General features: G+C 72.7%; 25 protein-coding genes. 19 read left to right on the forward strand and 6 right to left on the reverse strand.

Annotated features, from left to right (window positions below):
- Positions 1-69: 69 nt before the first annotated feature.
- Both GLX25_RS05095 and gabT read right to left on the reverse strand, forming a co-directional pair.
- On the reverse strand, positions 70-1,059 hold the full coding sequence (locus tag GLX25_RS05095; protein ID WP_166548463.1) for an asparaginase: 990 nt from the start codon (positions 1,057-1,059) through the stop codon (positions 70-72).
- Positions 1,060-1,062: 3 nt separating this feature from the next.
- Positions 1,063-2,448 (reverse strand): 4-aminobutyrate--2-oxoglutarate transaminase, encoded by a 1,386-nt coding sequence (gene gabT, locus GLX25_RS05100; protein ID WP_155841240.1) that lies wholly within the window; start codon positions 2,446-2,448, stop codon positions 1,063-1,065.
- A 103-nt stretch (positions 2,449-2,551) separates the two neighbouring features.
- Here gabT and GLX25_RS05105 point away from each other — a divergent pair, with 103 nt between their 5' ends.
- The gene (locus GLX25_RS05105; protein WP_155841241.1) at positions 2,552-3,031 is read left to right on the forward strand and encodes an OsmC family protein; all 480 of its coding nucleotides are present in this window, start codon (positions 2,552-2,554) and stop codon (positions 3,029-3,031) included.
- 37 nt (positions 3,032-3,068) lie between these two features.
- Here the strand turns inward: GLX25_RS05105 and GLX25_RS05110 are convergent, their stop codons facing one another.
- Together GLX25_RS05110 and GLX25_RS05115 are read right to left on the reverse strand one after the other, a co-directional pair.
- A complete protein-coding gene (locus tag GLX25_RS05110) occupies positions 3,069-3,983 on the reverse strand; it encodes a hypothetical protein (RefSeq protein ID WP_155841242.1) in 915 nt (304 codons plus the stop codon).
- Between the two features lie 65 nt (positions 3,984-4,048).
- Positions 4,049-4,810 (reverse strand): lysophospholipid acyltransferase family protein, encoded by a 762-nt coding sequence (locus GLX25_RS05115; protein WP_420837639.1) that lies wholly within the window; start codon positions 4,808-4,810, stop codon positions 4,049-4,051.
- An 86-nt stretch (positions 4,811-4,896) separates the two neighbouring features.
- Between GLX25_RS05115 and GLX25_RS05120 the strand changes: the two genes are divergently transcribed.
- From GLX25_RS05120 to GLX25_RS05130, 3 genes are all read left to right on the forward strand, one after another.
- Positions 4,897-5,553, forward strand: coding sequence for a 4'-phosphopantetheinyl transferase family protein (locus tag GLX25_RS05120; RefSeq protein ID WP_155841243.1), 657 nt, complete (start codon positions 4,897-4,899; stop codon positions 5,551-5,553).
- Between the two features lie 9 nt (positions 5,554-5,562).
- A complete protein-coding gene (gene dxr, locus GLX25_RS05125; protein ID WP_166548464.1) occupies positions 5,563-6,648 on the forward strand; it encodes a 1-deoxy-D-xylulose-5-phosphate reductoisomerase in 1,086 nt (361 codons plus the stop codon).
- An 88-nt stretch (positions 6,649-6,736) separates the two neighbouring features.
- Positions 6,737-8,062, forward strand: coding sequence for a M50 family metallopeptidase (locus GLX25_RS05130; RefSeq protein WP_166548465.1), 1,326 nt, complete (start codon positions 6,737-6,739; stop codon positions 8,060-8,062).
- A gap of 24 nt (positions 8,063-8,086) precedes the next feature.
- Here the strand turns inward: GLX25_RS05130 and GLX25_RS05135 are convergent, their stop codons facing one another.
- Positions 8,087-9,367 carry a low temperature requirement protein A gene (locus GLX25_RS05135; protein WP_240898165.1) on the reverse strand — a complete coding sequence of 427 codons (1,281 nt, stop codon included), beginning with the start codon at positions 9,365-9,367 and terminating at the stop codon, positions 8,087-8,089.
- Between the two features lie 86 nt (positions 9,368-9,453).
- Positions 9,454-10,638 carry an acetyl-CoA C-acetyltransferase gene (locus GLX25_RS05140; RefSeq protein ID WP_155841244.1) on the reverse strand — a complete coding sequence of 395 codons (1,185 nt, stop codon included), beginning with the start codon at positions 10,636-10,638 and terminating at the stop codon, positions 9,454-9,456.
- Positions 10,639-10,792: 154 nt separating this feature from the next.
- Here GLX25_RS05140 and GLX25_RS05145 point away from each other — a divergent pair, with 154 nt between their 5' ends.
- From GLX25_RS05145 to GLX25_RS05215, 15 genes are all read left to right on the forward strand, one after another.
- Positions 10,793-11,989, forward strand: a complete 1,197-nt coding sequence (locus GLX25_RS05145; protein ID WP_155841245.1) for a substrate-binding domain-containing protein — start codon at positions 10,793-10,795, stop codon at positions 11,987-11,989.
- 49 nt (positions 11,990-12,038) lie between these two features.
- A complete protein-coding gene (locus GLX25_RS05150; RefSeq protein ID WP_155841246.1) occupies positions 12,039-12,794 on the forward strand; it encodes an ABC transporter ATP-binding protein in 756 nt (251 codons plus the stop codon).
- On the forward strand, positions 12,791-13,519 hold the full coding sequence (locus GLX25_RS05155; protein ID WP_155841247.1) for an ABC transporter ATP-binding protein: 729 nt from the start codon (positions 12,791-12,793) through the stop codon (positions 13,517-13,519). Before GLX25_RS05150 ends, GLX25_RS05155 begins: the two co-directional genes overlap by 4 nt.
- Entirely contained in the window at positions 13,519-14,394 is an 876-nt protein-coding gene (locus GLX25_RS05160; protein WP_155841248.1) for a branched-chain amino acid ABC transporter permease, read from the forward strand. Before GLX25_RS05155 ends, GLX25_RS05160 begins: the two co-directional genes overlap by 1 nt.
- Positions 14,391-15,491 (forward strand): branched-chain amino acid ABC transporter permease, encoded by a 1,101-nt coding sequence (locus GLX25_RS05165; protein ID WP_155841249.1) that lies wholly within the window; start codon positions 14,391-14,393, stop codon positions 15,489-15,491. Before GLX25_RS05160 ends, GLX25_RS05165 begins: the two co-directional genes overlap by 4 nt.
- Entirely contained in the window at positions 15,484-17,052 is a 1,569-nt protein-coding gene (locus GLX25_RS05170; protein ID WP_155841250.1) for an AMP-binding protein, read from the forward strand. The genes GLX25_RS05165 and GLX25_RS05170 overlap by 8 nt, the downstream gene beginning before the upstream one ends.
- On the forward strand, positions 17,049-17,711 hold the full coding sequence (locus GLX25_RS05175) for a TetR/AcrR family transcriptional regulator (protein WP_166548466.1): 663 nt from the start codon (positions 17,049-17,051) through the stop codon (positions 17,709-17,711). Before GLX25_RS05170 ends, GLX25_RS05175 begins: the two co-directional genes overlap by 4 nt.
- The gene (locus GLX25_RS05180) at positions 17,708-18,472 is read left to right on the forward strand and encodes a 3-hydroxybutyrate dehydrogenase (RefSeq protein ID WP_155841251.1); all 765 of its coding nucleotides are present in this window, start codon (positions 17,708-17,710) and stop codon (positions 18,470-18,472) included. The genes GLX25_RS05175 and GLX25_RS05180 overlap by 4 nt, the downstream gene beginning before the upstream one ends.
- Positions 18,469-19,395, forward strand: coding sequence for an alpha/beta hydrolase (locus tag GLX25_RS05185; RefSeq protein ID WP_240898166.1), 927 nt, complete (start codon positions 18,469-18,471; stop codon positions 19,393-19,395). The genes GLX25_RS05180 and GLX25_RS05185 overlap by 4 nt, the downstream gene beginning before the upstream one ends.
- 33 nt (positions 19,396-19,428) lie before the next feature.
- Positions 19,429-20,220: a CoA transferase subunit A gene (locus tag GLX25_RS05190; RefSeq protein WP_155841253.1), complete on the forward strand. Its 792-nt coding sequence runs from the start codon at positions 19,429-19,431 to the stop codon at positions 20,218-20,220.
- 2 nt (positions 20,221-20,222) lie between these two features.
- Positions 20,223-20,879 (forward strand): CoA transferase subunit B, encoded by a 657-nt coding sequence (locus tag GLX25_RS05195; RefSeq protein ID WP_205719832.1) that lies wholly within the window; start codon positions 20,223-20,225, stop codon positions 20,877-20,879.
- A 76-nt stretch (positions 20,880-20,955) separates the two neighbouring features.
- On the forward strand, positions 20,956-22,035 hold the full coding sequence (locus GLX25_RS05200; RefSeq protein WP_155841254.1) for an alpha/beta fold hydrolase: 1,080 nt from the start codon (positions 20,956-20,958) through the stop codon (positions 22,033-22,035).
- 74 nt (positions 22,036-22,109) lie between these two features.
- The gene (ispG, locus tag GLX25_RS05205) at positions 22,110-23,240 is read left to right on the forward strand and encodes a flavodoxin-dependent (E)-4-hydroxy-3-methylbut-2-enyl-diphosphate synthase (protein ID WP_155841367.1); all 1,131 of its coding nucleotides are present in this window, start codon (positions 22,110-22,112) and stop codon (positions 23,238-23,240) included.
- A 96-nt stretch (positions 23,241-23,336) separates the two neighbouring features.
- On the forward strand, positions 23,337-23,510 hold the full coding sequence (locus GLX25_RS05210) for a hypothetical protein (RefSeq protein ID WP_155841255.1): 174 nt from the start codon (positions 23,337-23,339) through the stop codon (positions 23,508-23,510).
- Between the two features lie 142 nt (positions 23,511-23,652).
- Positions 23,653-25,200, forward strand: a complete 1,548-nt coding sequence (locus GLX25_RS05215; protein WP_155841256.1) for a hypothetical protein — start codon at positions 23,653-23,655, stop codon at positions 25,198-25,200.
- The last annotated feature ends 19 nt before the right edge of the window (positions 25,201-25,219 follow it).

Below are 25,219 nucleotides of genomic sequence, written 5' to 3' on the forward strand. Positions count from 1 at the left end.
CGCGACCCCTCGGGGTCGCGGCCTCCGCGCGTGGGCGGACGTGGCCGGGTCGCCGCGCGGAGCCCGCGGTCAGACGGTGGCGCGGATGCGGCCGACGACGCGTCCGCCGCCGAGCACGTCGAGGCCGAGCTCGGGTTCGAGCGCGTCGACGGCGGATGCCTCGAGCGCGCCGGCGCCGACGAGGAGCCGTGCGGCGACGATCGCGGAGGCCCTCGGCGAGCCGTCGAGCATCTTGAGCGCGACCGTGGTGCCGTCGGCGGCGGTCATGACCTGGACGCCCTCGGCCCCGAACTTCGAGAACACGCCGAGCCGATCGATCGCGACGGAGTCGGGTCGTCCGGGTCCGGCGACGGCCCAGCCGTTCGCGCGCACGCCCTCGGCGAGCGCGGCGCCCTCCCGGAAGAGCGCGAAGGGCGACGAGGTCGACGACGAGGCGATCTTCTGGACGCCGCGTGCGAGCGCGGTGAGACCGACCGCGTGGACCGGTGCGCCGCAGCCGTCGATGACGGTCGCCGCCGGCCGCTCGCCGGTGAGGCGCTCGAACACGTCGAGGATGCGCTTCTGCAGCGGATGGTCGAGGTCGAGGTAGTCCTCGATCGGCCAGCCGTTCGCGTGGCACGCGAGGAGCATCGCCGCGTGCTTGCCCGAGCAGTTCATCGTGATGGACTCGGGGCGCATGCCGCCGCGGACGAGCTCGTCGCGGGACGCGCGATCGGTCGGGAACTCGGGCGGGCAGCGCAGTGCCGAAGCGGGCAGCCCGACGCGCGCGAGCAGCCCGCGCACGAGTGCGACGTGCTGCTGGGTCCCGCTGTGGCTCGCCGTCGCGATCGCGGCGTCCTCACCGCGGAGCGTCACGCCCGAGGTCATCACGGCGAGCGCCTGGAACGGCTTCATGCTGGAGCGGGGGAGGACCGGAGCGGTCGAGTCGCCGAGCTCGCGCACGACCTCGCCGTCGGGCCCGAGGACGACGGCGGAGCCGACGTGGCGCGACTCCACGAAGCCGCCGCGTTCGACGACGGCCAGCTGTGCGGCGGCCGAGGCCGCGAAGGTCTCGCCCACGGGTCAGGCGAGGGACGCGAAGGCGTCGTCGAGCACGCCGAGCGCATCCTCGATGAGCTCGTCGGTCATCCGCAGGCTCGGGAGGAACCGCAGCACGTTGCCCCACGTGCCGGCGCTCAGGAACAGGACGCCCTGCTGCGCGGCGTAGGCGACGATCGCCGACACGGCCGCCGCGTTCGGGGTCTTCGCGATCTCCGCGGTCCCGGACTCGACGAGCTCGATCGCGATCATCGCGCCGCGGCCGCGGATGTCGCCGATGACGTCGTACCTCTCGCGCAGGCGCTCGAGTCCGGCGGTGAGGGTCGCCTCGATGCGGCGCGCCTCGGCGAGGAGGCCCTCCTCCTCGATGGTGTCGAAGACCGCGATCGCGGCCGCGCACGCGACGGGGTTCCCGCCGAACGTGCCGCCCAGGCCGCCGGGGTGCGAGGCGTCCATGATCTCGGCCCGCCCGGTGACGGCGGCCAGCGGGAAGCCGGCCGCGATGCCCTTCGCGGTCAGGACGAGGTCGGGGGTCCAGCCGAAGTGCTCGGACGCGTAGTACGCGCCGGTGCGCGCCATCCCGGACTGGATCTCGTCGGCGATCATGACGACGCCGTTCGCGGTGCACCACTCCTGCAGCGCCGGGAGGTAGCCGTCGGCGTAGACCATGAAGCCGCCCTCGCCCTGGATGGGCTCGACCACGAGGCACGCGAGGTCGGACGCGCCCACGACCTTGTCGAGGTAGCCGATCGTGCGGGCCGCCGCCTCCGCGCCGGACAGGCCGTCGCGGTAGGGGTAGGAGCTCGGGGCGTGGTACACGTCGCCCGCGAACGGGCCGAACCCGGTGCCGTACGGCATGGCCTTGTGGTTCATGGCCATCGTGAGGTTCGTGCGGCCGTGGTACGCGTGGTCGAGCACGGCGACCGCGCGCCGACCGGTGTGCTTGCGCGCGATCTTCACCCCGTTCTCGACCGCCTCGGCACCGGAGTTCACGAGCACGGACTTCTTGGCGAAGTCGCCGGGCGTGTGCGCGGCGAGCAGCTCGGCCACGCGGACGTACTCCTCGTACGGCGTGATGGTGAAGAGCGTGTGCAGCACGTCGCGCGACTGCGCGGTGGCGGCCTCGACGACGCGGGCGGGCGTGTGGCCGACCGTGGTCACGCCGATGCCGGCGCCGAAGTCGAGGAACCGGTTGCCGTCGACGTCTTCGAGGACGGCACCGTGCGCTCGCTCGATGTAGACGGGGAGCACGCTCGAGACGCCCGCGGAGACGACGGCGGTGCGGCGCGCCTGGAGCTCCTGCGAGCGGGGGCCGGGGACGGCGGTGACGATCCGTCGCTGCTGCGGCACGGCGGCCGATTCGACCGATTCGGCGGGCACGGATTCGACGGGGATCCAGGTGTCAGTCATGATCGGACCAGCTTAACCCCGGGGCCGCCGCGCGAGGTCGGCGGCCGGGTGCAGGATCGACGACGGTGGAGCGTTCCGCTCACGCCGCACGGGAGGGAGCGACATGCTCGGGGAGCACCACTACGCGATCGAACTCGAATGGCAGGGCGACCGCGGCGAGGGAACGAGCTCGTACCGGTCGTACGGCCGGCAGCACGTCGTGCGCGCCACCGGCAAGCTCCACGAGATCGCGGGCTCGAGCGACCGGGCCTTCCACGGCGATCGCGACCGCTGGAATCCGGAGGAGCTCGTGCTCGCCGCGCTCAGCCAGTGCCACATGCTGTCGTACCTGCACGTCGCCGTGAACCACGGGGTCGTGGTCGTCGGGTACGAGGATGCCGCGACCGCGACCATGCGCGAGGACGGGCGCGGCGGCGGGCGGCTCGAGGAGGCGGTCCTGCGCCCGCGCGTCACGGTCGCCGATCCGTCGATGCGCGAGCTCGCCGAGTCGCTGCACCACGAGGCGTCCGAGAAGTGCTTCATCGCGGCATCCGTCGCCTTCCCCGTCCGGCACGAGCCGGCGACGCTCGTCCGAGGCGGCTGACGCCGGCGACCCGCGCGAGGCGGTCGAACGGCGCCGGTCAGGGGAGCGACTGGGTGGGCGCGAGCGCCGACCCGGGCGGCGCGGGCGCCGGGCACGGGTACCCGCCGACGAGTCGCGAGCACGGCGGGAAGTACGGGGGGAGCCGTTCGTCGTGGGGGTCGCCGAACCACCGGTTCCAGATGCGCCAGAAGTTCAGGTTGCCGTACGCCGAGCAGTCGTCCCCGGCCGTCGGGTCGGCCAGGACGGCGTCGTTCGGCTGGTACGGCGTGTAGTTGTAGAGGTTCGCCGTGGCCTGGTTGCGGATGCGGACCGTGGAGGCGCCGCACGCGGCATCCGGGTGGAAGCCGACGTCGACGGATCCGATCCGGAAGGTCCGGACGGGTTCGACCGTGTACTGCCGGAACTGCCACGCGGCCCGGTAGACCTGGTTGAAGAAGCCGAAGTACCGGGCGTCGCAGTCGGCGGTGTCGGGGCAGCCGTAGCCGGTCGCGCGCTCGTAGCCGCGCGCGCTCGGCCGCGTGAGCAGCGACTGCTCCTTCTGGAGGAGCACGAGGAGGGTCCGCGGGCTCACGCCGCAGGCGGCGGCGGCCTCGCCGATGATCCGACTCGCGGGCACGGCCTCGCCGCCCGCGACGGCGGTGCAGTGCCGCGGCCCGGCGGCGGGCACGGCCTCGACGTCCTCGGTGTACTCCGCGAGGCACGGCACGTCGTCGACGGGCCGGCAGTCGCGCGACTCGAGGAAGGCCTGGACGTCGCGCACGGTCATCGCAGCCGAGTCGTAGAAGGAGTCGTCGCTCACGATGAACCCCGGATCGAACCGATCGGTCGAGGGGATCCGCCGGTCGGCGGAGGTCGGGTCGCGCTCGATCCCGGTGTCCGCCACGCACCCGGCCAGCAGCAGGGCAGCGGATGCCGCGATCGCGGCGATCCACGCGCGGGAGCTCGTCCTCATCCGGCCGACGATACCCGTGCCGGCCGCCCGGTCGCTGGGAACGTCCACCGATTCCCGTGGGCCGGCTACACGCGTTCGCGCGGGGCGACGCGGTCGGCGATCTTCGCGAGCGTGCCCTGCGGCGGGGCCTCGTTGTAGGCGTTCGCGAGTTCCTGCCCCGTGAGGGCGTGGATCGCCGCCATGATCTCGTCGGTCGCGGCGCGCCGAGCGCGACCCGACGTCGCCGCGCCGTGCCGGCCGAGGTCGAGCGGCTCGCCGAACCGCACGGTGACCGGGCGCACGCGCGGCAGCGACGAACCGACGGGCTGGATCTCCTGCGTGCCGACGAGGCCCACCGGCACGACGACCGCGCCGGTCGTCAGGGCGAGCCACGCGATGCCGGTGCGGCCGCGGTAGAGGCGGCCGTCGAGGGACCGCGTGCCCTCGGGGTAGAGCGCGAACGCGCTGCCCGAGTCGAGGATCCGGCGGCCCTGGTCGAGCGCCGCCTGCGCCTGGGCGCCGGCGCCGCGTTCGACGCTCACCGCGCCGATGGCCGTGAAGAACGTGCGCGACAACCACCCCCGGAATCCGGTGCCGGTGAAGTAGTGCGACTTCGCGAGGAACTGCACCGGGCGCGGAGCGGCGAGCGGGATGACGATGCTGTCGACGAACGACAGGTGGTTCGAGGCGAGGATCACGGGGCCGGTCGGCGGCACGTGCTCGGCGCCGGTGATCATCGGCCGGTAGATCATGCGCACGAGCGGGCGGAGGACGCCGCGGACGAGCCCGTACACCGGGCCGGGCTTCGACGGCGGGGCGGGGACGGCGTCGGCCTCGATCTCACTCACCCTCCGACGCTACGTCAGGGCGTATGCGGGCCCCGGAATATCACCGAGCCGTCGGCGGATGCCACCGAGTGCGAGATCATGGGCGCATGGACATCGCATCCGCCGACGTCGTCGAGATCGACGACACCGGCGTGCGCGTGATGGTCGCGGGAGGCGCCCGCCGCGGCGCCGGGGTCGAGTCGGTGCTGCGCGCGCACCTCGCCGGCTCGTCGGGCGTGCCGGCCGACGACGTCGAGCTGGTGCACGCATGCCCCGTGTGCGGCGTTCGGCACGGCAGCCCCGTCGTGCGGTACCCGACGACCGCCTCGGGCGGTCCGTGGTTCGCGGACGCGGCCACTGGGGCCGGCGTGGTCGTCGCGGCGGCCGGCACGAGGCATCCGCTCGGGGTCGGCGTGGAAGCCGCGACGCCGGAGCCCGCACCCGCCCTCGACGCCGCGGCACTGCACCCGATGGAGCGGGCCCGCCTCGACGAGGTGGACCCGTCGGCGCGTGCGCTCGTGCGGGCGCAGCTGTGGGCGCGCAAGTCGGCGCTGCTCCGGGCCGTCGGACACCTCGAGGTCCTCGAGCCCTCGCGGATCGCCCTGTCGCTCCCCGGCGACGACCACGGCGACGCGCGCATCGTGCGGAGCGTGCCCGAGCTCGGGTCGGGCTGGGAGGACGTGCGCATCGTGGACGTCGCCGTGCCGGGCCGCCTCGCGGCATCCGTCGCCCTGCTGCCCCGCCGCTCAGGGCGCGCGGCCTAGAGTGTCCGTGTGCGCAGCGTCATCATCCTCGGGTCCACCGGTTCCATCGGCACGCAGGCGCTCGACGTCATCCGTGCGAACCCGCGCCGCTTCGACGTGGTCGGCCTCGCCGTCGGGTCGAACCGCGCCGAACTCGAGCGGCAGGCGGAGGAGTTCGGCGTCGAGCACACCGCGGTCGGCATCGACGAGGCCGTGCAGCTCGTGCGGAGCGTCGACGCCGACGTCGTGCTGAACGGCATCACGGGCTCGGTCGGGCTCGGGCCGACGCTCGCCACGCTCGAGCGCGGCATGACCCTGGCGCTCGCGAACAAGGAGTCGCTCATCGTCGGCGGCGACCTGGTGACGCGGCTCGCCGCACCGGGGCAGATCGTGCCGGTGGACTCCGAGCATTCGGCCATCGCGCAGGCGCTGCGCTCCGGCACGCACGACGAGGTCCGCCGGCTCGTGCTCACCGCGTCGGGCGGGCCGTTCCGCGGCCGGCGTCGCGAGGAGCTCGCCGACGTCACGCCGGCGGAGGCCCTCGCGCACCCCACCTGGGACATGGGGCTCGTGGTCACCACGAACTCCGCGACCCTCGTGAACAAGGGCCTCGAGGTCATCGAGGCGCACCTGCTCTTCGCCGTCGACTACGACCGCATCGACGTCGTCGTGCACCCGCAGTCGATCGTGCACTCCATGGTCGAGTTCGTCGACGGCTCGACGATCGCGCAGGCGTCGCCGCCCGACATGCGCCTCCCCATCTCGCTCGGCCTCGACTGGCCGAACCGCGTCGCCGCGGCCGGGAAGCCGCTCGACTGGACGAGCGCGCAGCAGTGGAGCTTCGAACCGCTCGACGAGAGCGCCTTCCCGGCGGTGAGGCTCGCCAAGCAGGTGGGCCGGGCCGGCGGCGAGTACCCCGCCGTGTTCAACGCCGCGAACGAGCAGGCCGTCGCGGCGTTCCACGCGGGCCGCATCGGGTTCACCGAGATCGTCGACACCGTGAAGGCGGTCGTCGACGCGCACGAATCGCCGTCGGGCGTGCTCACGGTCGACTCGCTCGCCGAGGCGGAGCGGGCCGCGCGGCGCGCGGCCGACCTCCGCATCGCGCGCGCGTAGCCCGGCCGCCCGCGCGGACGCCGCTCCGCGGCATCCGCTCACAGTCGGCGGACAGCGCGCACCAAGGGATGGCCCCTACGATGACGGGGTGGAATCCGTGCTCCTGTTCGTGATCGGCGTCGCCATCATCGTCGTCGGCCTCGCCGTCTCGATCGGCCTGCACGAGATCGGGCACCTCGTGCCCGCCAAGCTCTTCGGCGTCAAGGTGACGCAGTACATGGTCGGCTTCGGCCCCACGATCTGGTCGCGCCGGAAGGGCGAGACGGAGTACGGGGTCAAGGCGATCCCGCTCGGCGGCTACATCGCGATGATCGGGATGTTCCCGCCCGGCAGGGACGGCCACGCCAAGGAGGACAGCACGGGCTTCTTCCGCACGCTCGTGCAGGACGCGCGAGATTCGAGCGCCGAGTCGATCACTCCCGGCGACGAGCACCGCGCGTTCTACCGGCTGCCGGTCTGGAAGCGGATCATCGTCATGTTCGGCGGGCCGTTCATGAACCTCGTGCTCGCGGTCGTGCTCTTCGGCGTGCTCCTCATGGGGTTCGGCGTCGCGCAGCCCTCGACCACGATCGGGTCGGTGTCGGAGTGCGCGCTGCCCGCGACGAGCGAGCGCCAGACGTGCGAGGCGGGCGACCCCGCCGCCCCCGGCGCCGAGGCGGGCATCCAGCCCGGCGACACGATCGTGGCGATCGAGGGCGAGCCCATCGAGTCCTGGACCGAGTCCACGGCGATCATCCGGGAGCACCCGGGCGATGAGATCTCGGTCGTCGTGCTGCGCGGCGGCGAGGAGGTGACGCTGGCCGTCACGCCGATGCTGAGCGAGCGCTACCTCGTCGACGATCGCGGGCAGGTCGTGACCGGAGCCGACGGCGAGCCGCTCACCGACGAGGTCGGCTTCGTCGGCATCGGTCCCGCGACGGAGACCGTGCGCCAGCCCGCCACGGCCGTGCTGCCGATGGTCGGCGAGAACGTGCAGGCCGTCGCGGGCATCATCGTGAACCTCCCGCAGCGGCTGGTGGATGTCGCCAACGCCGCGTTCGGACCGGAGGAGCGGGATCCGAACGGCCCCATCTCGGTCGTCGGCGTGGGCCGGGTCGCCGGGGAGATCGCGAGCCTCGACGAGGTGCCGATCGCCTCGCGTGCCGCGGGCCTCGTCGGCATCCTCGCCTCGCTCAACGTCGCGCTGTTCGTCTTCAACCTCATCCCGCTGCTGCCGCTCGACGGCGGGCACATCGCCGGTGCGCTGTGGGAGGCCATCCGTCGTGGCTGGGCCAAGCTCCGGAGCCGGCCCGATCCGGGCCCCGTCGACCTCGCGAAGCTGATGCCGCTCACGTTCGCGATGGTGATCGTGCTCGGGGGCATGAGCGCGCTGCTCATCTACGCCGACATCGTCAAGCCCATCAGCGTGCTCTGAGGCGACCGAGGTCCGCGCGCGTCGTCACCGCAGCGAGCGCTCGAGCGCCGCGGCCTGGTGCCGGTGCCCGATGGTCTCGTAGCCGATGATCACGACGAGGGGCGAGAGCGACGTGATCACGATGCCGATGCCCATGCTCGCGCCCGCCGCGACCGCCATGACCGCGGCGACGAGCGGTAGGATGCTGCCGACGTAGAGCAGGATGTGGAACGGGTCGAACTCGCGGAGCAGCGCCGAGTAGATCGTGAAGAGGGCGGTGGAGAACACGCCCACCGGGACCACGACGGTGAGCAGCGCGGTCGTGTCGTCGATGTGCGCGGTGCCCTCGATGACGTACGCGGCGACGTGCAGGCCCGCGCCGGTCGCGGCGAGCGAGCCGAAGATCGCCAGGTGCCCGTAGCCCCAGACGAACCCGCGCTCGCGGTGCCGCGCGAGCACGGCTCCCGACGGCATGACGAAGTACACCCACCAGAGCCCGAACGCGAGCATGGTGCCGCCGATGGTGACGAGCACCGCTTCGACGTCCCATCCCTGCTCCTCGACGACGGCGCTGATGGCGAGGATGGTGCCGAGCACGATCTCGCCGAGCGTGATGATGACGAGCAGGCCGTACCGCTCGGCGACGTGGTGCGGATGCCACGGCGTTCGGCCGCCGACCCGTTCGGCGATGATCGGGCCCGCCATCTCGTAGAGGACGAGCGCGATCCAGGCGATGAACACGGTCGATAGCGGGGGATTCGCGACGAGCAGCAGGATCCAGCCGACCTGCGCGGTCGAGACGAGGACGACGTAGGCGAGGGCGGCGCGGCGGCGCGGCGGATCGTGCCGGGCGGCCCGGATCCAGAGCGCGACGACGGCGACGCGCATGATCACGTAGCCGATCACGACGACGCCGTTCTCGAGTTCGCCGCCCTCGTCGATCGAGTGGAACGCCTCGGGCAGCCCGAGCGCGAGCACGATGACGCCGATCATCACGACCATCGTCGCGACGCGGAAGAAGACGTCGTCGTTGTCGTAGGCCGACGCGAGCCACGTGAAGTTGATCCACGCCCACGCGATCGCGAAGATCGCGAACACGAAGCCCGCGGTGGCCGCCGCGAAGTGGCCGAGCTCGAGCAGGTGCGCGGTCTGGCTCCCGGCCGCACTGAAGGCGGCGACGAAGACGAGGTCGAAGAAGAGCTCGAGCGGCGTGGCCGAGCGGTGCGGCTCGTCCGGGTCGCGGCCGGTCATGCGGCGCAGGCGATGGTCGAGGCGCGTCGGTCGGTGCGCTTCGCGCCCGGCGGCATCCGTCGTCGCGTCGCTCATCTGCGCCTCCTCGTGGACGGGCCCGTGCCGTGGGGCCAATTCCACCACAGCACGGGCCGCCGCAGCACGGGCCCGTCGTCGTCGGGTCAGCGCGAGAGCAGCAGGGCCTCGCCCTGGCCGCCGCCGCCGCACAGCGCCACGGCCGCCTTGCCGCCGCCTCGCTGCGCGAGCTCTCGGGCGGCGTGCAGCGCGAGGCGGGCGCCGGAGGCGCCGATGGGGTGGCCGAGCGCGATCGCGCCGCCGTGGATGTTGACCTTCTCGGGGTCGAGCGAGAGGTCCTTCATCGACTGCAGCGACACCGCCGCGAACGCCTCGTTGATCTCGACGACGTCGAGGTCTCCCGCCGTCCAGCCCTCGCGGTCGAGGGCCGCGGCGATCGCGTTCGAGGGCTGCGAGTGCAGCGAGTTGTCGGGACCGGCGACCTGGCCGGATGCCCCGACCAGCGCGAGCCACGGCAGGCCGCGCTCCTCGGCCCAGGCACGGCTCGCGACGACGACGGCCGCGGCGCCGTCGGAGATCGGCGAGGAGTTGCCCGCGGTGATCGCGCCGCCCTCGGCGAAGGCCGGACGGAGCTTCGCGAGGGTCTCGGGCGTCGAGTCGGGGCGCACGCCCTCGTCGGTCGCGACGACGACGGGGTCGCCCTTGCGCTGCGGGATCTCGACGGGGACGATCTCGTCGTCGAACAGGCCCTCGGCCTGCGCATTCCCGGCGCGCACGTGCGAGGCCGCCGCGATCTCGTCCTGCTCGGGCCGGCCGAGGCCGTACCGCTCGTTGAATCGCTCGGTCGACGCGCCCATCGACTCGTGGTCGAACGCGTCGGTGAGCCCGTCGTGCGCGGTGACGTCGAGCAGTTCGACGCTGCCGTAGAGGTGTCCCTTGCGGCTTCCGGGCAGGACGTGCGGCGCGTTGGTCATGGACTCCTGGCCGCCGGCGACGACGACCTCGGCTTCGCCCAGACGGATCAGGCGCGCCGCGTCGGCGATCGCCACGAGGCCCGACAGGCAGACCTTGTTGAGCGTGATCGCGGGGACGCGCCACGGGATGCCGGCGGCGACCGCCGACTGCTTGGCGGGGTTCTGCCCGGCGCCGGCCTGCAGCACCTGGCCCATGATCACGGCGTCGACGTCGTCGGGGGAGACCCCGGCCTTCTCGAGGGCGCCGCGGATGGCGACGGTGCCGAGCTCGACGGCGGTTCGACTGCCGAGGTTGCCGGCGATGCGGCCGAACGGCGTGCGGGCGCCGGCGACGATGACGACGTCGGGGAAGCTCATGACGGTGGGACTCCTTCGTCTCGATGGGGGTGCACGGGGTGGGCGCACCGATCCGGGTTGCGCGTCGTGCGCGATCGACTCTAGTGTACGTTCCTGAGACCTGAACCACCTGTCAGGTTTCAGGACATCGTCGTCACCCAGAGAGGCTCACAGCATGCGAGTTACACCGAAGTACCTCGCGCCGGCGCTCGTCGCCGTCGCGGCGCTCACCCTGGCCGGTTGCGCACCGACCGCCTCCGGAGGAGGCGACGCCGACGGGGCGGACGCCGCTCCCGTCGCGATCGGCATGATCACGTCCCAGACCGGACCGCTCGCCGCGTACGGCGAGGCCTACACCGCCGGCTTCGAGGCCGGCCTCGACTACGCCACCGACGGCACGGGCGAGGTCGACGGCCAGGAGCTCGACATCACGTGGGAGGACGACCAGGGCAACCCCGACACCGCGGTCGCCAAGGCGAAGGACCTCATCGGCCAGGGCACCAAGGTGCTCGCCGGCACGGTCGTCTCGGGCATCGCGACCTCGCTCGCGGAGCAGGCCGAGCAGAACGAGATCCTCTACATCTCCGGCCCCGCGGCCGCCGACGCCATCACGGGCGTGAACGGCTACACCTTCCGCTCGGGCCGCCAGACCTACCAGGACGTCGCCACTGCGGGAACCTTCATCGGCGACCCGGACGGCAAGAAGGTCGTCGTCTTCGCGCAGGACACCGCGTTCGGCCAGGGCAACCTCGCCGGCGTCGAGGCCGTGCTCGGCGGCCAGGGCGCCGAGGTCCAGGGCGTGCTCGTCGCCGAGGACGCGACCGAGTTCACCCCGTTCGCCCAGCAGCTCGTCGACGCGCAGCCCGACCTGATCTTCGTCGCGTGGGCCGGCGCCTCCTCGGGCGCCATGTGGACCGCGCTGCAGCAGCAGGGCGTCTTCGACGCCGCCCCGGTCGTGACCGGCCTCGGCGACGTCGCGACCTACCAGGCCTACGGCGACGCGTCGGCGGACATCTCGTTCCTCAACCACTACTTCGGCGGCGCCGCGGGCACCGACATCGAGGAGGAGATGATCACCCGCCTCGAGGAGGCCGGAGCGGTGCCCGACCTCTTCTCGGTCGACGGCTTCGTGGCCGCCCAGATGATCGTGCAGGCCGTCCGCGAGGGCGGCGACGACGTCGACGCGATGATCGACGCGCTCGAGGGCTGGACCTTCGAGTCGGTCAAGGGCGAGATCACCGTCCGCGCCGAGGACCACGCGCTCATCCAGCCGATGTACCAGGTCAAGCTCGTCGAGGGCGCCGACGGATGGGCCCCCGAGCTCATCGAGACCGTCGACGCCGAGACCGTGGCGCCGCCGGTCGCCGGCTGACCCCGACCATCCGACCCGAACCGACCAGGAACGGAACGCACACGCGATCATGACCGACCACTCGGCGCTCGAACTCGAGCACGTCACCCTGCGCATCGGCGGGGCGCTCCTCCTCAAGGACGTCTCGCTCACCGTGCCCGAGGGCGAGATGCTCGGCGTCATCGGCCCGAACGGCGCCGGCAAGACGACGCTCTTCAACATCGTCTCCGGCGTCCTCCGGCCCACCGAGGGCGCCGTGCGCCTCGCGGGCGCCGACGTGACCGCCCAGCCCGTGCACCGCCGCGCCGCGGCCGGCCTCGGCCGCACGTTCCAGACGTCGAGCCTCTTCCCGGCGCTCGACGTGCTCGAGAACGTGCGGCTCGCCGCCCAGGCGCGCGAGGGCCGCGCGGCATCCGTGTTCCGCACCCCGCGGCGCACGGATGCCGCGACCCGGCGAGCCCTCGCCGCCCTCGAGGAGGTCGGCATGGCGCAACGGGCCGGTGCCGGAGCCTCGGGGCTCTCGCACGGCGAGAAGCGGAAGGTCGAGATCGCGATGCTCATCGCGATGGAGCCCCGCGTGATCCTCCTCGACGAGCCCATGGCGGGCGTCGGCTCGGCCGACGTCCCCGCGCTCACCGAGGTCATCCGCGGGCTCCATCGCGGCGGGCGCACCGTGCTCATGGTCGAGCACCACATGGACGTCGTCCTCGGTCTCGCCGACCGGGTCGCCGTCATGCACCACGGCGAACTGCTCGCCGTCGACTCCCCGGAGGCCGTCATGGCGAACCCCACCGTCCAGTCCGCCTACCTCGGGACCGCCGCATGAGCGGGCCCGTCGCCGGCGAACCCATCCTGAGCGTCCGCAACCTGTACGGCCGGATCGCCGGGCAGCAGGTCGTCGAGGACGTCTCGTTCGACGTCCCCGCGACCGGCGTCACCGCGCTCCTCGGCCGGAACGGCGTCGGCAAGACCTCGACGATCAAGTCGATCCTCGGCCTCATCGACCGCACCGGCGAGGTGCGGCTCGCGGGCGAGCGCATCGACCGGATGCCCACGCACCGCATCGTGCAGCGCGGCGTGGCCTACGTGCCCGAGGACCGCGAGGTCTTCGGCTCGCTCACCGTGGCCGAGAACCTGCGGCTCGCCGAGCGCGACCGGTCGCCGCGGCGCGAGCTCGTGGCATCCCTCTTCCCCGACCTCGAGGCCCGGCGAGAGCAGCGCGCCGGCACGCTCTCCGGCGGGCAGCAGCAGATGGTCTCGCTCGCTCGCGCGCTGGTCAACGAGAACCGGCTGCTGCTCGTCGACGAGCCGACCAAGGGACTCGCGCCGCGCATCGTCGACGAGGTCGCCGACGCGCTCGCGGAGGCCGCGCGCACCGCCCCCATCCTCCTCGTCGAGCAGAACCTGCTCGTCGTCCGCCGGCTCGCCGAGCGCGTGGTCGTGCTGAGCAGCGGCCGCGTCGTGTTCACCGGCTCGGCCGAGGAACTCCTCGACGACCACGACCGCGTCCAGCGATTCCTCGGCGTGCACGACGAACGGGAGGCCGCCTGATGGACACCCTGATCCTGCTGGTCGTCACGGGCCTCGGCCTCGGCGCCCTCTACTTCCTGGTCGCGAGCGGGCTCTCGCTCATCTACGGCCTCATGGGCGTGCTGAACTTCGCGCACGGCGCGTTCCTCACGATCGCCGCCTTCCTCGGCTGGGAGGCCGGCCGCCGGATCTCCGACGGCACCTGGACCGGGCTCGCGATCTCCGCGCTCGTCGGCATCCTGGTGGGGGCGACGGTCGCGGTGCTCACCGAGGTGCTCATCATCCGCCGCCTCTACGAGCGGCACATCGAGCAGGCGCTCGTCACGGTCGGCATCTCGCTCGCCGCGGTCGCCCTGTTCGAGGGCATCTGGGGCACCGACCCGATCTACACCGACCGGCCGGCGTGGCTCACGCAGACCACCGACCTCCTCGGGGCGCGGATCCCGAACGACCGGTTCCTGCTCATCGCCTGCGCGGTACTCGTGCTCGGCGGAATCGTGCTCTTCCTGAAGAGGACCCGGTACGGCCTCATCATCCGCGCCGGCGTCGAGAACCGGCACATGGTCACCGCGCTCGGCATCGACGTGCGCCGCTCGTTCACGCTCGTCTTCGCGATCGGCGGCGCCGCCGCCGGGCTCGGCGGAGTCCTGGCATCCGTCTACTACGGGTACGTCTCGGCGCACCTCGGGTCGGTGCTGCTCATCTTCGCGTTCATCGTGACCGTCATCGGCGGCCTCGGCTCGCTCACGGGCGCCGCGATCGCCTCGGTGCTCGTGGCGGTGCTGCAGCAGTTCGCGAACTTCTACCTCGGCGGCACCGGCGACCTCGTGGTCGTCGTGCTCCTCGCCGCCGTCCTGCTCATCCGCCCGCGTGGACTCATGGGGAAGGCCGCATGAACCGTCTCATGACCGCCAAGTCGCTCCGCCTCGTCATCGGCGGCGTCCTGCTCGTCGTGGCGCTCGCGATACTGCCGCTGCTCGCGATCGACATCCCGGGCGTCCTGCCCGGGCCGACCTACACGCCGGGCACGCTGCAGCTGCTCGCGTTCGCGCTGCTGATCGCCGCGCTCGCGCTCACCTACCGCATCATGTTCGGCCTCGCCGGCCTCCTCTCGTTCGGCCACGCGCTGTTCTTCGCCGCGGGCGCCTACGGGCTCGCGATGACGCTCGAGGCGTTCGGACCGGCGGAATGGCCGAGCGCGCTGGTCTTCACCGTCGCGATCGCCGCTACGCTGGTGCTCGGCTTCGTGCTCGCCGCGACCGTCGGGGCGCTCGCCCTCCGGGTCACGGGGATCTCGTTCGCGATGGTGACGCTCGCGTTCGCGCAGGCCGGGTCGGTGCTGATCCGCCGGAACCCGGGCAGCGCGACCGGCGGCGACGAGGGCCTCGCCCTCGACACCGCGCACGTCCCGCCGGAGTTCGTCGGCGTGGTCGACACGCGCAACCTCTACTGGCTCGCGCTCGGCATCCTGGTCCTCGTGTACCTCATCGTGCTGTGGGTCGAGAAGAGCCGCGCCGGCCATGTCGCCGAGGCGATCCGCGAGAACGAGCTGCGCGTGCGCGTCATCGGCATCCGGCCCTACAACGTGAAGCTGCTGGTGTTCATCGCGGCCTCGGTGCTCGCCTCGGTCGCGGGCATGGGCTACCTCCTCCTGCAGTCCGGCGCGGCACCGCGCATCGCGACGGCCGACTTCACCCTGACGCTCCTCGTGATCGTCGTGCTCGGCGGCGCGGGCGCTCGATGGGGCGCGATGGTGGGCGGTATCGTCTACACGCTGCTCGACCAGCGCCTCACGGCGCTCGCCGGGTCGGACGCGATCGCCGCCCTGCCCGACATCCTCCGGGTCCCGCTGTCCGAGCCGCTCTTCATCCTGGGGACGCTGTTCGTCCTCGTGGTGCTGTTCCTCCCGGGGGGCATCGCCGGGCTGCCCGCCCGCATCGCCACCGGCCGGAAGCAGCACCCGGTCGAGCCGGAGGAGGCGGTCGATGCCTGAGGGAGCCTGCACGCTGGGCCGCTGGACCTCCGACCGGGCCCGGACGGCGCCTGACGCGATCGCGATCGACGACCGCGGGGTCGCGATCACCTACCGCGAGCTCGACGAGCGCGCCGATCGGCTGGCCGCCGCGTTCCGCGCCGCGGGCTACGCGATCGGCGACCGCGTCGCGACGATCACGGGCAACAGCGCCGACCACGTCGTGCTGTTCTTCGCGTGCGCGAAGGCGGGGCTCGTGCTCGTGCCGCTGTCGTGGCGGCTGTCGCCGCGCGAGCTGTCCGAGCAGCTCGAGATCGCCGACCCGGTGCTCCTCCTCGTCGAGGACGAGTTCCAGACGCTCTCGCGGGCGACGCTCGGCCTGGTCGCGCGGCGGATCCCGGTCGCGGCGCTCGGCGCCCACGGCGTGGAGCAGCGGGTGCCGCACCCCGGCGCTCGCGGCGAGGCGCCGGCCACTCGGACCGACGTGCGCGACGACGACACGCTGCTCATCGTGTTCACCTCGGGCACCACGTCCCGCCCCAAGGGCGCGATGCTCACGCATGCGAACTGCTTCTGGACGAACCTGTCGCTCTCGAAGACCATCGCGATCGGCGAGCACGACGTCGTGCTCGCCGTCATGCCCCAGTTCCACGTCGGCGGATGGAACATCCAGCCGCTGCTCGCCTGGTGGTCCGGCGCCACCGTCGTGCTCGAGCGGACGTTCGACCCGGGCCGCGTGCTGCGACTCCTCGCCGAGCGCGCCATCACGACCATGATGGGCGTGCCGGCGAACTACCTGTTCCTCGCGCAGCATCCCGACTTCGCGCACACCGACCTCTCGCGCCTCGGCCACGCCGTCGTCGGCGGCGCGCCGATGCCGCCCGCGCTCCTGCGCACCTGGCACGCCCGGGGCGTCGCCCTCGCGCAGGGCTACGGCCTCACCGAGGCGTCCCCGAACGTGCTGTGCCTGCCCGACCGCGAGGCGCGCGAGCGCGTCGGGTCGGCGGGCCTGCCGTACGCCCACGTCGACGTCGAGGTCGCCGATCCGGCGACCGGCGAGCTCCTGGAGGGTGCCGCCGAGGGCGAACTGCTGGTCTCGGGGCCGGGCGTGTTCGCCGGCTACTTCCGCGACCCGGATGCCACGGCCGCGGCCCTCCGCGACGGCCGGCTGCACACCGGCGACCTCGTGCGCCGCGACGAGGACGGCTACTTCACGATCGTCGACCGGCTGACCGACGTGTACATCTCGGGCGGCGAGGGCGTCTCGCCCGCCGAGGTCGAGTCGGTGCTCATCGCGCACCCGGCGGTCGCCGACGTCGCGGTCGTCGGCGTGCCCGACGAGCGGTGGGGCGAGGTCGGCTCGGCCTGGGTCGTGCTCCGGCCGGGTGCGATCACGGATGCCGACGAGCTCGCCGAGTTCGCCAGGGCGTCGCTCGCGGGCTACAAGGTCCCGCGCGACATCCGCTTCATCGACGAGATCCCGCGCTCGACGGCGGCGAAGACGCTCCGGCGCGTGCTCGCCGAGCGAGCGGCGCGCCTCCGGGCGGCCGAGGCCGACGCCGCCGAGGGGGTGGACGCGTGAGCGCCGCACCGCGCACCGCGCGCGGCGAGCAGACGCGGCGTCGGATCCTCGAGGCGGCCGAGCACGTCTTCGCCGAGCACGGGTACACCGAGTCGTCCGTCTCGCGCATCACCGAGCGCGCGGGCGTCGGGCAGGGCACGTTCTACCTGTACTTCGACTCGAAGCTCGACGTGTTCGACGAGCTCGTGGAGGACCTGAACCACCGCGTGCGCCAGGCGATGAGCGAGGGCGCGCGCGGCGCGACCACCCGCCTCGAGGCCGAGCGCGAGGGCTTCGCCGCCTTCTTCCGGTTCACGGCCGAGCATCCGGCGCTGTACCGGGTGGTCCGCGAGGCGGAGTTCGTCTCGCCCGGAGCGCTGCGCCTGCACTACACGCGCATCGTCGAGGGCTACATCGACGGGCTGCGGCAGGCGCAGCAGGGCGGCGAGATCTCGGACATCGACCCGACCGTGGCCGCGTGGGCGCTCATGGGCATCGGCGAGATGATCGGCATGCGCTGGGTGCTCTGGGGCAACGGCGCGGGCGGGGCCGGCGACGACGCCGACCCGACGGCGTCGGGCACCGACGCGGTCCCCGAGCACGTGCTCGACGAGATGATGCGATTCATCGGCGGCGCCCTCGGGAGGGGCGACCGCCGCAGCGAAGGGGAGGACTCATGACCGGACTGTCGGGATCGACCGCGCTGGCCGGACGGCGCGCGATCGTCACCGGAGGAGCGAGCGGGATCGGCCTGGCATGCGCGGAGGCGTTCGCCGAGGCGGGTGCGCACGTGACGATCGCCGACCTCGACGGCGAGGCGGCCGCTGCCGTGGCCGAGCGCATCGGGGGCGAGGCGTGGCAGGTCGACCTGGGCGACACCGCGGCGCTCGCCGACCTCGCCCTGGACGTCGACATCCTGGTCAACAACGCGGGCATCCAGCACGTGCGCCCGATCGAGCAGTTCGAGCCCGAGCGGTTCTCGCTGATCCTGCGGATCATGCTCGAGGCGCCGTTCCTGCTCGTCCGCGCCGCCCTTCCCGGCATGTACGAGCGCGGCTGGGGCCGCGTGATCAACCTCTCGAGCGTGCACGGGCTGCGTGCCTCCCCGTTCAAGTCGGCCTACGTCGCCGCGAAGCACGGGCTCGAGGGGCTCTCGAAGGTCACGGCGCTCGAGGGCGGCCCCCACGGCGTCACCTCGAACTGCGTGAACCCCGGCTACGTGCGCACGCCCCTCGTCGAGAAGCAGGTCGCCGACCAGGCGAAGGTCCACGGGATCCCCGAGGAGGACGTCGTGGAGAAGGTCATGCTGACCGAGTCCGCGATCAAGCGGCTCGTCGAGCCCGCCGAGGTGGCGAGCCTCGTCGGCTGGCTGGCGAGCGACGACGCCCGCATGGTCACGGGGGCCAGTTACACGATGGACGGCGGATGGAGCGCCCGATGACCGGCGCGGGGTCCTCCGTCCCGGTGCCCTGCTCGGCACCGGTCCGCGGCGGCGAGCTCGCCGGCGGGCAGTGGCGAGCGGATGCCGCGGGCACGCCGGTGCTCGCCGTCCACGGCATCACCGCGAGCCACCGGGCGTGGCACCACGTCGCCGACGCGCTGCCCGGTCGCCGGATCGTCGCTCCCGACCTCCGGGGCCGTGGCCGGTCCGCGGACCTGCCGGGCCCGTGGTCGCTGCGCGACCACGCCGACGACCAGGTGCGCCTGCTCGACGCGCTCGGCATCGACCGCGCGTTCGTCGTCGGCCACTCGATGGGCGCGTTCGTGACGGTGCGCCTCGCCGCCGCGCACCCCGACCGGGTCGCGGGCGTCGCGCTCGTCGACGGCGGGCTGCCCATCCCGCATCCGGAGGGCCTGCCGCCCGAGGAGGTCGCCGCGGCCGTGCTCGGGCCCGCGATCGCCCGGCTCGAGATGCGCTTCGCCGACGGCGCCGCGTACGACGAGTTCTGGAAGGCCCATCCGGCCATCGGTCCCGCGTGGGACGAGCGCGTCGCCGACTACGTCGCCTACGACCTCGTGGGCACGGCGCCCGAGCTCCGCTCGTCGTCGGTCGCGGCTGCCGTCGGCCAGAACGTGCTCGAGCTCGACGGCGGCGACGGCTACGTCGACGACCTCCTCGCGCTTCCGGCACCGGTCGACTTCCTCCGCGCCGAGCGCGGACTCCTCGACCAGCCCGAAGCCCTGTACGCTCGCCAGCGGGTGGCGGCGTTCGCAGAACGAATGCCGGCGCTCCGCGTCACCGAGGTCGCGGGGCTCAACCACTACACGATCGTCATGACGGATGCCGGTGCGGCGCAGGTCGCCGCGGTGGTCGCGCCGAGGCTCGCCGAAGCCGATGCCGCGGCATCCGTCGGACATCGCTGACGCGAACGCCGTCACTGACAAGGAGGTCACACGATGACATTGGACAAGACCGTCGGATCGGCCGCGGAGGCGGTGGCCGACATCCCGGACGGCGCGTCGCTCGCCGTGGGCGGGTTCGGGCTCTGCGGGATCCCCATGGTGCTGATCCAGGCGCTGCTGGAGCGCCAGGTGGGCGGCCTGTCGGTCGTCTCGAACAACTGCGGCGTCGATGACTGGGGGCTCGGGGTGCTGCTCGGTGCGGGCCTGATCCGGAAGATGACCTCGTCGTACGTGGGCGAGAACAAGGAGTTCGAGCGGCAGTACCTCTCGGGCGAGCTCGAGCTGGAGCTGACCCCGCAGGGCACGCTCGCCGAGAAGCTGCGTGCAGGCGGTGCCGGCATCGCGGGGTTCTTCACGCAGACCGGCGTCGGCACGCAGGTCGCCGAGGGCGGCCTGCCGCAGAAGTACGCCGCCGACGGGTCGGTCGCGATCGCGTCGAGGGCGAAGCCCGTGCAGACGTTCACGATGCGCGGCGAGGAGCACGAGTTCGTGCTCGAGGAGGCCATCACGACCGATTTCGCGCTCGTGCACGCGCTGAAGGGCGACCGGCACGGCAACCTCGTCTTCGACAAGTCGGCCCGGAACTTCTCGCCGCTGTGCGCGATGGCCGGCCGGATCTGCATCGCCGAGGTGGAGGAGCTCGTCGAGCCCGGCGAGATCGACGCCGACGCCGTGCACCTGCCCGGCATCTTCGTCGACCGCATCGTCGAGGTGGGTCGCGACGTCGAGAAGCGGATCGAACGCCGCACCGTGCGCCAGACCGGCGAGACAGCAGAGGGGAACTGACCATGGCGCTCACCCGCCTCGAGATGGCCGCGCGCGCGGCGAAGGAGCTCGCCGACGGCTCGTACGTGAACCTCGGCATCGGCCTGCCGACGCTCGTGCCGAACTACGTGCCCGACGGCGTGACCGTGGTGCTGCAGTCGGAGAACGGCATCCTCGGCGTCGGCCCGTACCCGACCGAGGACCAGGTCGATCCCGACCTCATCAACGCCGGCAAGGAGACCGTGACGGTGCTCCCCGGTGCGGCGTACTTCGACTCGGCGACGAGCTTCGGCATGATCCGCGGCGGCAAGGTCGACGCGGCCATCCTCGGTGCGATGCAGGTGTCGAAGGACGGGGACCTGGCGAACTGGATGATCCCCGGGAAGATGGTCAAGGGCCCGGGCGGGGCGATGGACCTCGTGCACGGCGCGCGGAAGCGGATCGTGCTGATGGAGCACGTCGCCAAGGACGGATCGCCGAAGATCGTCGACTCGTGCTCGCTGCCCCTGACCGGCAAGGGCGTCGTCGACCGGATCATCACCGACCTCGCCGTCATCGACGTGACCCCCGACGGGCTGAAGCTCGTCGAACTCGCGCCCGGCGTGAGCGTCGACGAGGTCGTCGCCGCCACCGAACCGCCACTCGACACCTCCGGCGTCGCCGCCCTGGTGGTCGAGTAGGCCCGCCGACCGCTCCCGTCGGTCGAGTAGGCCCGCCAGGGCCGTATCGAGACCCCCTCCGCGAAAGGACCCCGTCATGGTCGACCACATCCTCCCCGGCATCGTCGCGCACGAGCTCGCGACGCCGCGCTACACCGCGCAGGTGCTCGAGCGTCCCGCCGCGGACGCCGGGCACCCGCGCGCGACCGTGCTGTTCGTGCACGGCAACGTGTCGTCGTCGCTGTTCTGGCAGCCGACGATGCTCGCCCTGCCGGCGGACGTCCGCGCGCTCGCCGTCGACCTGCGCGGCTTCGGCGGCAGCGAGGTCCGCCCGGTCGACGCGACCCGCGGCCTCGGCGACTACGCCGAGGACGTCGCGGCGGTGGTCGACGCCCTCGGGCTCGACGAGGTGCACCTCGTCGGCTGGAGCATGGGCGGCGGGGTCGTGATGCAGGCGCTCATCGAGCACGAGCTGCCCGTGGCATCCGTCACGCTCGTGAACCCCGTGTCGCCGTACGGCTTCGGGGCGACGGATGCCGAGGGCCGGCTGCTCACGCCGGATGCGGCGGGCTCGGGCGGCGGGGGAGCGAACCCCGACTTCATCGCGCGGCTGCAGGGCGGCGACCGGACCGCCGACGCACCGTCGTCGCCGCGCTCGGTGTACCTCGGCACGTACGTGACGCCCGGGTTCGCCTCCGAGCACGACGACCGCTGGGTCGAGTCGATGCTGACCACCGCGATCGGCGAGGACAACTACCCGGGCGACGCGCAGCCGTCGGAGAACTGGCCGGGCTTCGCGCCGGGTACGCGCGGCGTACTCAACACCATGGCGCCGACGGTGTTCGACGTGAGCGGCATCGTCGACCTGGAGGCCAAGCCGCCGATCCTGTGGATCCGCGGCGCCAACGACGTGATCGTGTCCGACACGTCGCTCTTCGACCTCAACCACCTCGGCGCGCTCGGCGTGATCCCCGGCTGGCCCGGCGCGGACGTCGCGCCCGCCCAGCCGATGGTCGCCCAGACCCGCGCGGTGCTCGAGGCCTACGCCGAGCGGGGCGGAACGTGCCGCGAGGCGGTCTTCGCGGCGAGCGGGCATTCGCCGCTCCTCGAGGAGCCCGAGCGCTTCGTCGCCGAGCTCGTCGCGCAGGTCCTCGGGGAGGGCGGGGACGCAGCCTGAGACATCCGTTCGATGGAGGCCCCGCCCAGCGGCCCGGCCGTAGACTCGGAGTCGTGCCTGCAGTGAATCTCGGAATGCCGAAGGTCCCCGAAGTCCTCGCGCCGCGTCGGAAGTCGCGTCAGATCAAGGTCGGCAAGGTGCTCGTCGGCGGCGACGCGCCGGTCAGCGTGCAGTCGATGACGACGACGCCCACGCCGAACATCAACGCGACCCTGCAGCAGATCGCCGAGCTCACCGCCTCGGGCTGCGACATCGTGCGTGTCGCGGTGCCGAGCCGCGACGACGCCGAGGCGCTGCCGATCATCGCGAAGAAGAGCCAGATACCGGTCATCGCCGACATCCACTTCCAGCCGAACTACGTCTACGCGGCGATCGACGCGGGCTGCGCGGCCGTGCGGGTGAACCCGGGCAACATCCGCAAGTTCGACGATCAGGTCGCCGAGATCGCGCGTCGCGCGAAGGCGGCGGATGTCTCCATCCGCATCGGCGTGAACGCGGGCTCGCTCGACCCGCGCCTCCTCGAGAAGTACGGCAAGGCGACGCCCGAGGCGCTCGTCGAGTCGGCGGTCTGGGAGGCGAGCCTCTTCGAGGAGCACGACTTCCACGACTTCAAGATCTCGGTCAAGCACAACGACCCGATCGTGATGGTGAAGGCGTACCGCCTGCTCGCCGAGCAGGGGGACTGGCCGCTCCACCTGGGCGTCACCGAGGCCGGCCCCGCGTTCCAGGGCACGATCAAGTCGGCGACGGCGTTCGGCATCCTGTTGTCCGAGGGCATCGGCGACACCATCCGCGTCTCGCTGTCGGCCCCGCCGGTCGAGGAGGTCAAGGTCGGCCTGCAGATCCTGCAGTCGCTGAACCTCCGCGAGCGCAAGCTCGAGATCGTCTCGTGCCCGTCGTGCGGCCGCGCCCAGGTGGATGTCTACAAGCTCGCGAACGACGTCACCGACGGGCTCGAGGGCATGAGCGTGCCGCTGCGCGTCGCCGTCATGGGCTGCGTCGTGAACGGCCCCGGCGAGGCGCGCGAGGCCGACCTCGGTGTGGCTTCCGGCAACGGCAAGGGCCAGATCTTCGTCAAGGGCGAGGTCATCAAGACCGTCCCCGAGGCCGAGATCGTCGAGACGCTCATCGCCGAGGCCAACCGCATCGCGGGCGAGATGGGCGCCGACGCGCCGGTCGGCGCGCCGACGGTCGTCACCCCCTAGGCGGGCGGATGCCTCGCGCCCTGTCGGCGGGTCGCCGCCGGGGGTAGTGTGGCCGCCACGAGCGCCGGGGGAGGCGCTCCTGAAGGGCGGGGCACGATGAGCGGCGACGGTTACGAGTATCCCGACGAGGCCGGCTACCCGGACGGCATGGGGACCCTGCACGAGGGCACCGACGAGGCGGCGAAGCCCGAGGCGGATGCGGCCGACGCGGCGGCGGAGGACCTCGAGGCCTTCGCCATGGAGGACGAACGGGACGTCGAGGGCGACTGACCCCAGTTCAGGGGATTCCCGTAGTCGGCCGCTCCGTCGAGGGCGTAACGTGACGCCTGCGCGCCGGGGGACGCGCAGCACACTCCGGATGCGTGGACTGATCGAGCGCCGTCGAGGACGGCCCTACGAACGGAGTACAGCCATGCCCATCGAGAGTGTGCGGCCGAGGTCCCGTCTGGGACTCGGGTGCGCCGTGATCGCGACGACGCTCGCGTTGTCGTTCGCTCCGCTCACCGCGTACGCGGATGAGGCGGCCCCGACCGAGCCCGCAGCCGAGGCGACGACCGCCGAGTCGACGGCTCCCGAGTCGGGCGGCACCGTGCCGGCCGAGCCGGAGGCCGTCACGCCTGAGGCCGAGCCCGCTCCGGTCGAGCCCGCTCCGGCCGAGCCCGCTCCGGCCGAGCCCGCGCCGGCGGAGCCCGCTCCGGCCGAGCCGGCGCCCGCGCCCGCCGAACCGGCCGCGCCGGTCGAGGTCGTCGTCGCCGAGGAGGACGCCTCCGTCGAGGAGACGCTCGCCGAGGAGGTCGACGAACCGCTCGTGACGCTCTTCGCAGCGGAGTCCGGGGCGGAGAGCGCGGCCGCGCTCGAAGCGGCCGCGGTCCCCGCGCCGGGCGACCCGTGCTACCCGGCCGTCTGCATCACGAACGGCACGATCCTGCTCGCGGTCAACCCCACGGGCGAGCTGAACACCGACGACGCCACGGGTTCGCCCGCCGGCCCCGGCGATGCCGGGCTCGCGTACCTGCCGACCGGAAGCGACTCGACCTCGCCCGGTTGCCTGTGCGAGGGCTGGGGCGTCGGCGATCCGGCCAGCGGGGTCTGGGGTGGCGCGAACCTCGCCTCGGAGGGCCCGGGTGGGACGAACCTCGTCCTCGAGTCGTTCGAGTACACGGGGTCGACGGCCAAGTCGGTCGTGGTCGTCGTGGACGACAGCGACGCACCGGTGTTCCGGGTGACGCACGAGTACGTGCCGTCGACGGCCACCCCGAACCTGTACCAGGTGAACGTCACGATCGAGAACCTCTCGGGCGAGGCGATCGCGACGGTGCAGTACCGCCGAGTCATGGACTGGGACATCGAGCCCACCGCGTTCGACGAGTTCGTCACGATCGACGGCGGCAGTGCGAGCGCGCTGTTCTACACGAGCGACGACGGGTTCGCGAGCCCGAATCCGCTGTCCGGACCCGCGTCGATCCTGTTCGAGGGCGACGCGGTCGACTCCGGCCCGGACGACCACGGCGCGCTGTTCGACTTCGCCTTCGGGCCGTTGGGGATCGGCGGAAGCCTGAGCTTCGTCATCTTCTACGGCGCGGCAGCGACCGAGGCCGAGGCGATCGCCGCGCTCGCCGCCGTCGGTGCCGAGGCGTACTCGTTCGGACAGACCTCGAGCGACCCGAAGGGCGGAACGCCGAACACGTTCATCTTCGCGTTCGGGAAGGTCGGCGGTGCGCCGATCTTCGGCGAGCCCGGTGGCCCGGAGGAGCCCGAGCCCGGGCCCGGCTCCTCGCCGGCGAGCGACGGCGGCACGCCCGTGACCGTCGCCGCGGCCTCCACCTCCGGTGGCGTGGGCGCTTCGCTCGCGTCCACGGGCACCGACACGGCGCCCGCCCTGTGGATCGCCGTGTGGGCGCTCCTCGCCGGTGCGGCGGCGATCATCGTCGCCCGCGTCGCGGCGCGTCGCGCGGACTGAGATCCGATCCGACCGGCGG

The organism is Agromyces luteolus (genome assembly GCF_009729855.1).
GTDB lineage: Bacteria > Actinomycetota > Actinomycetes > Actinomycetales > Microbacteriaceae > Agromyces > Agromyces luteolus.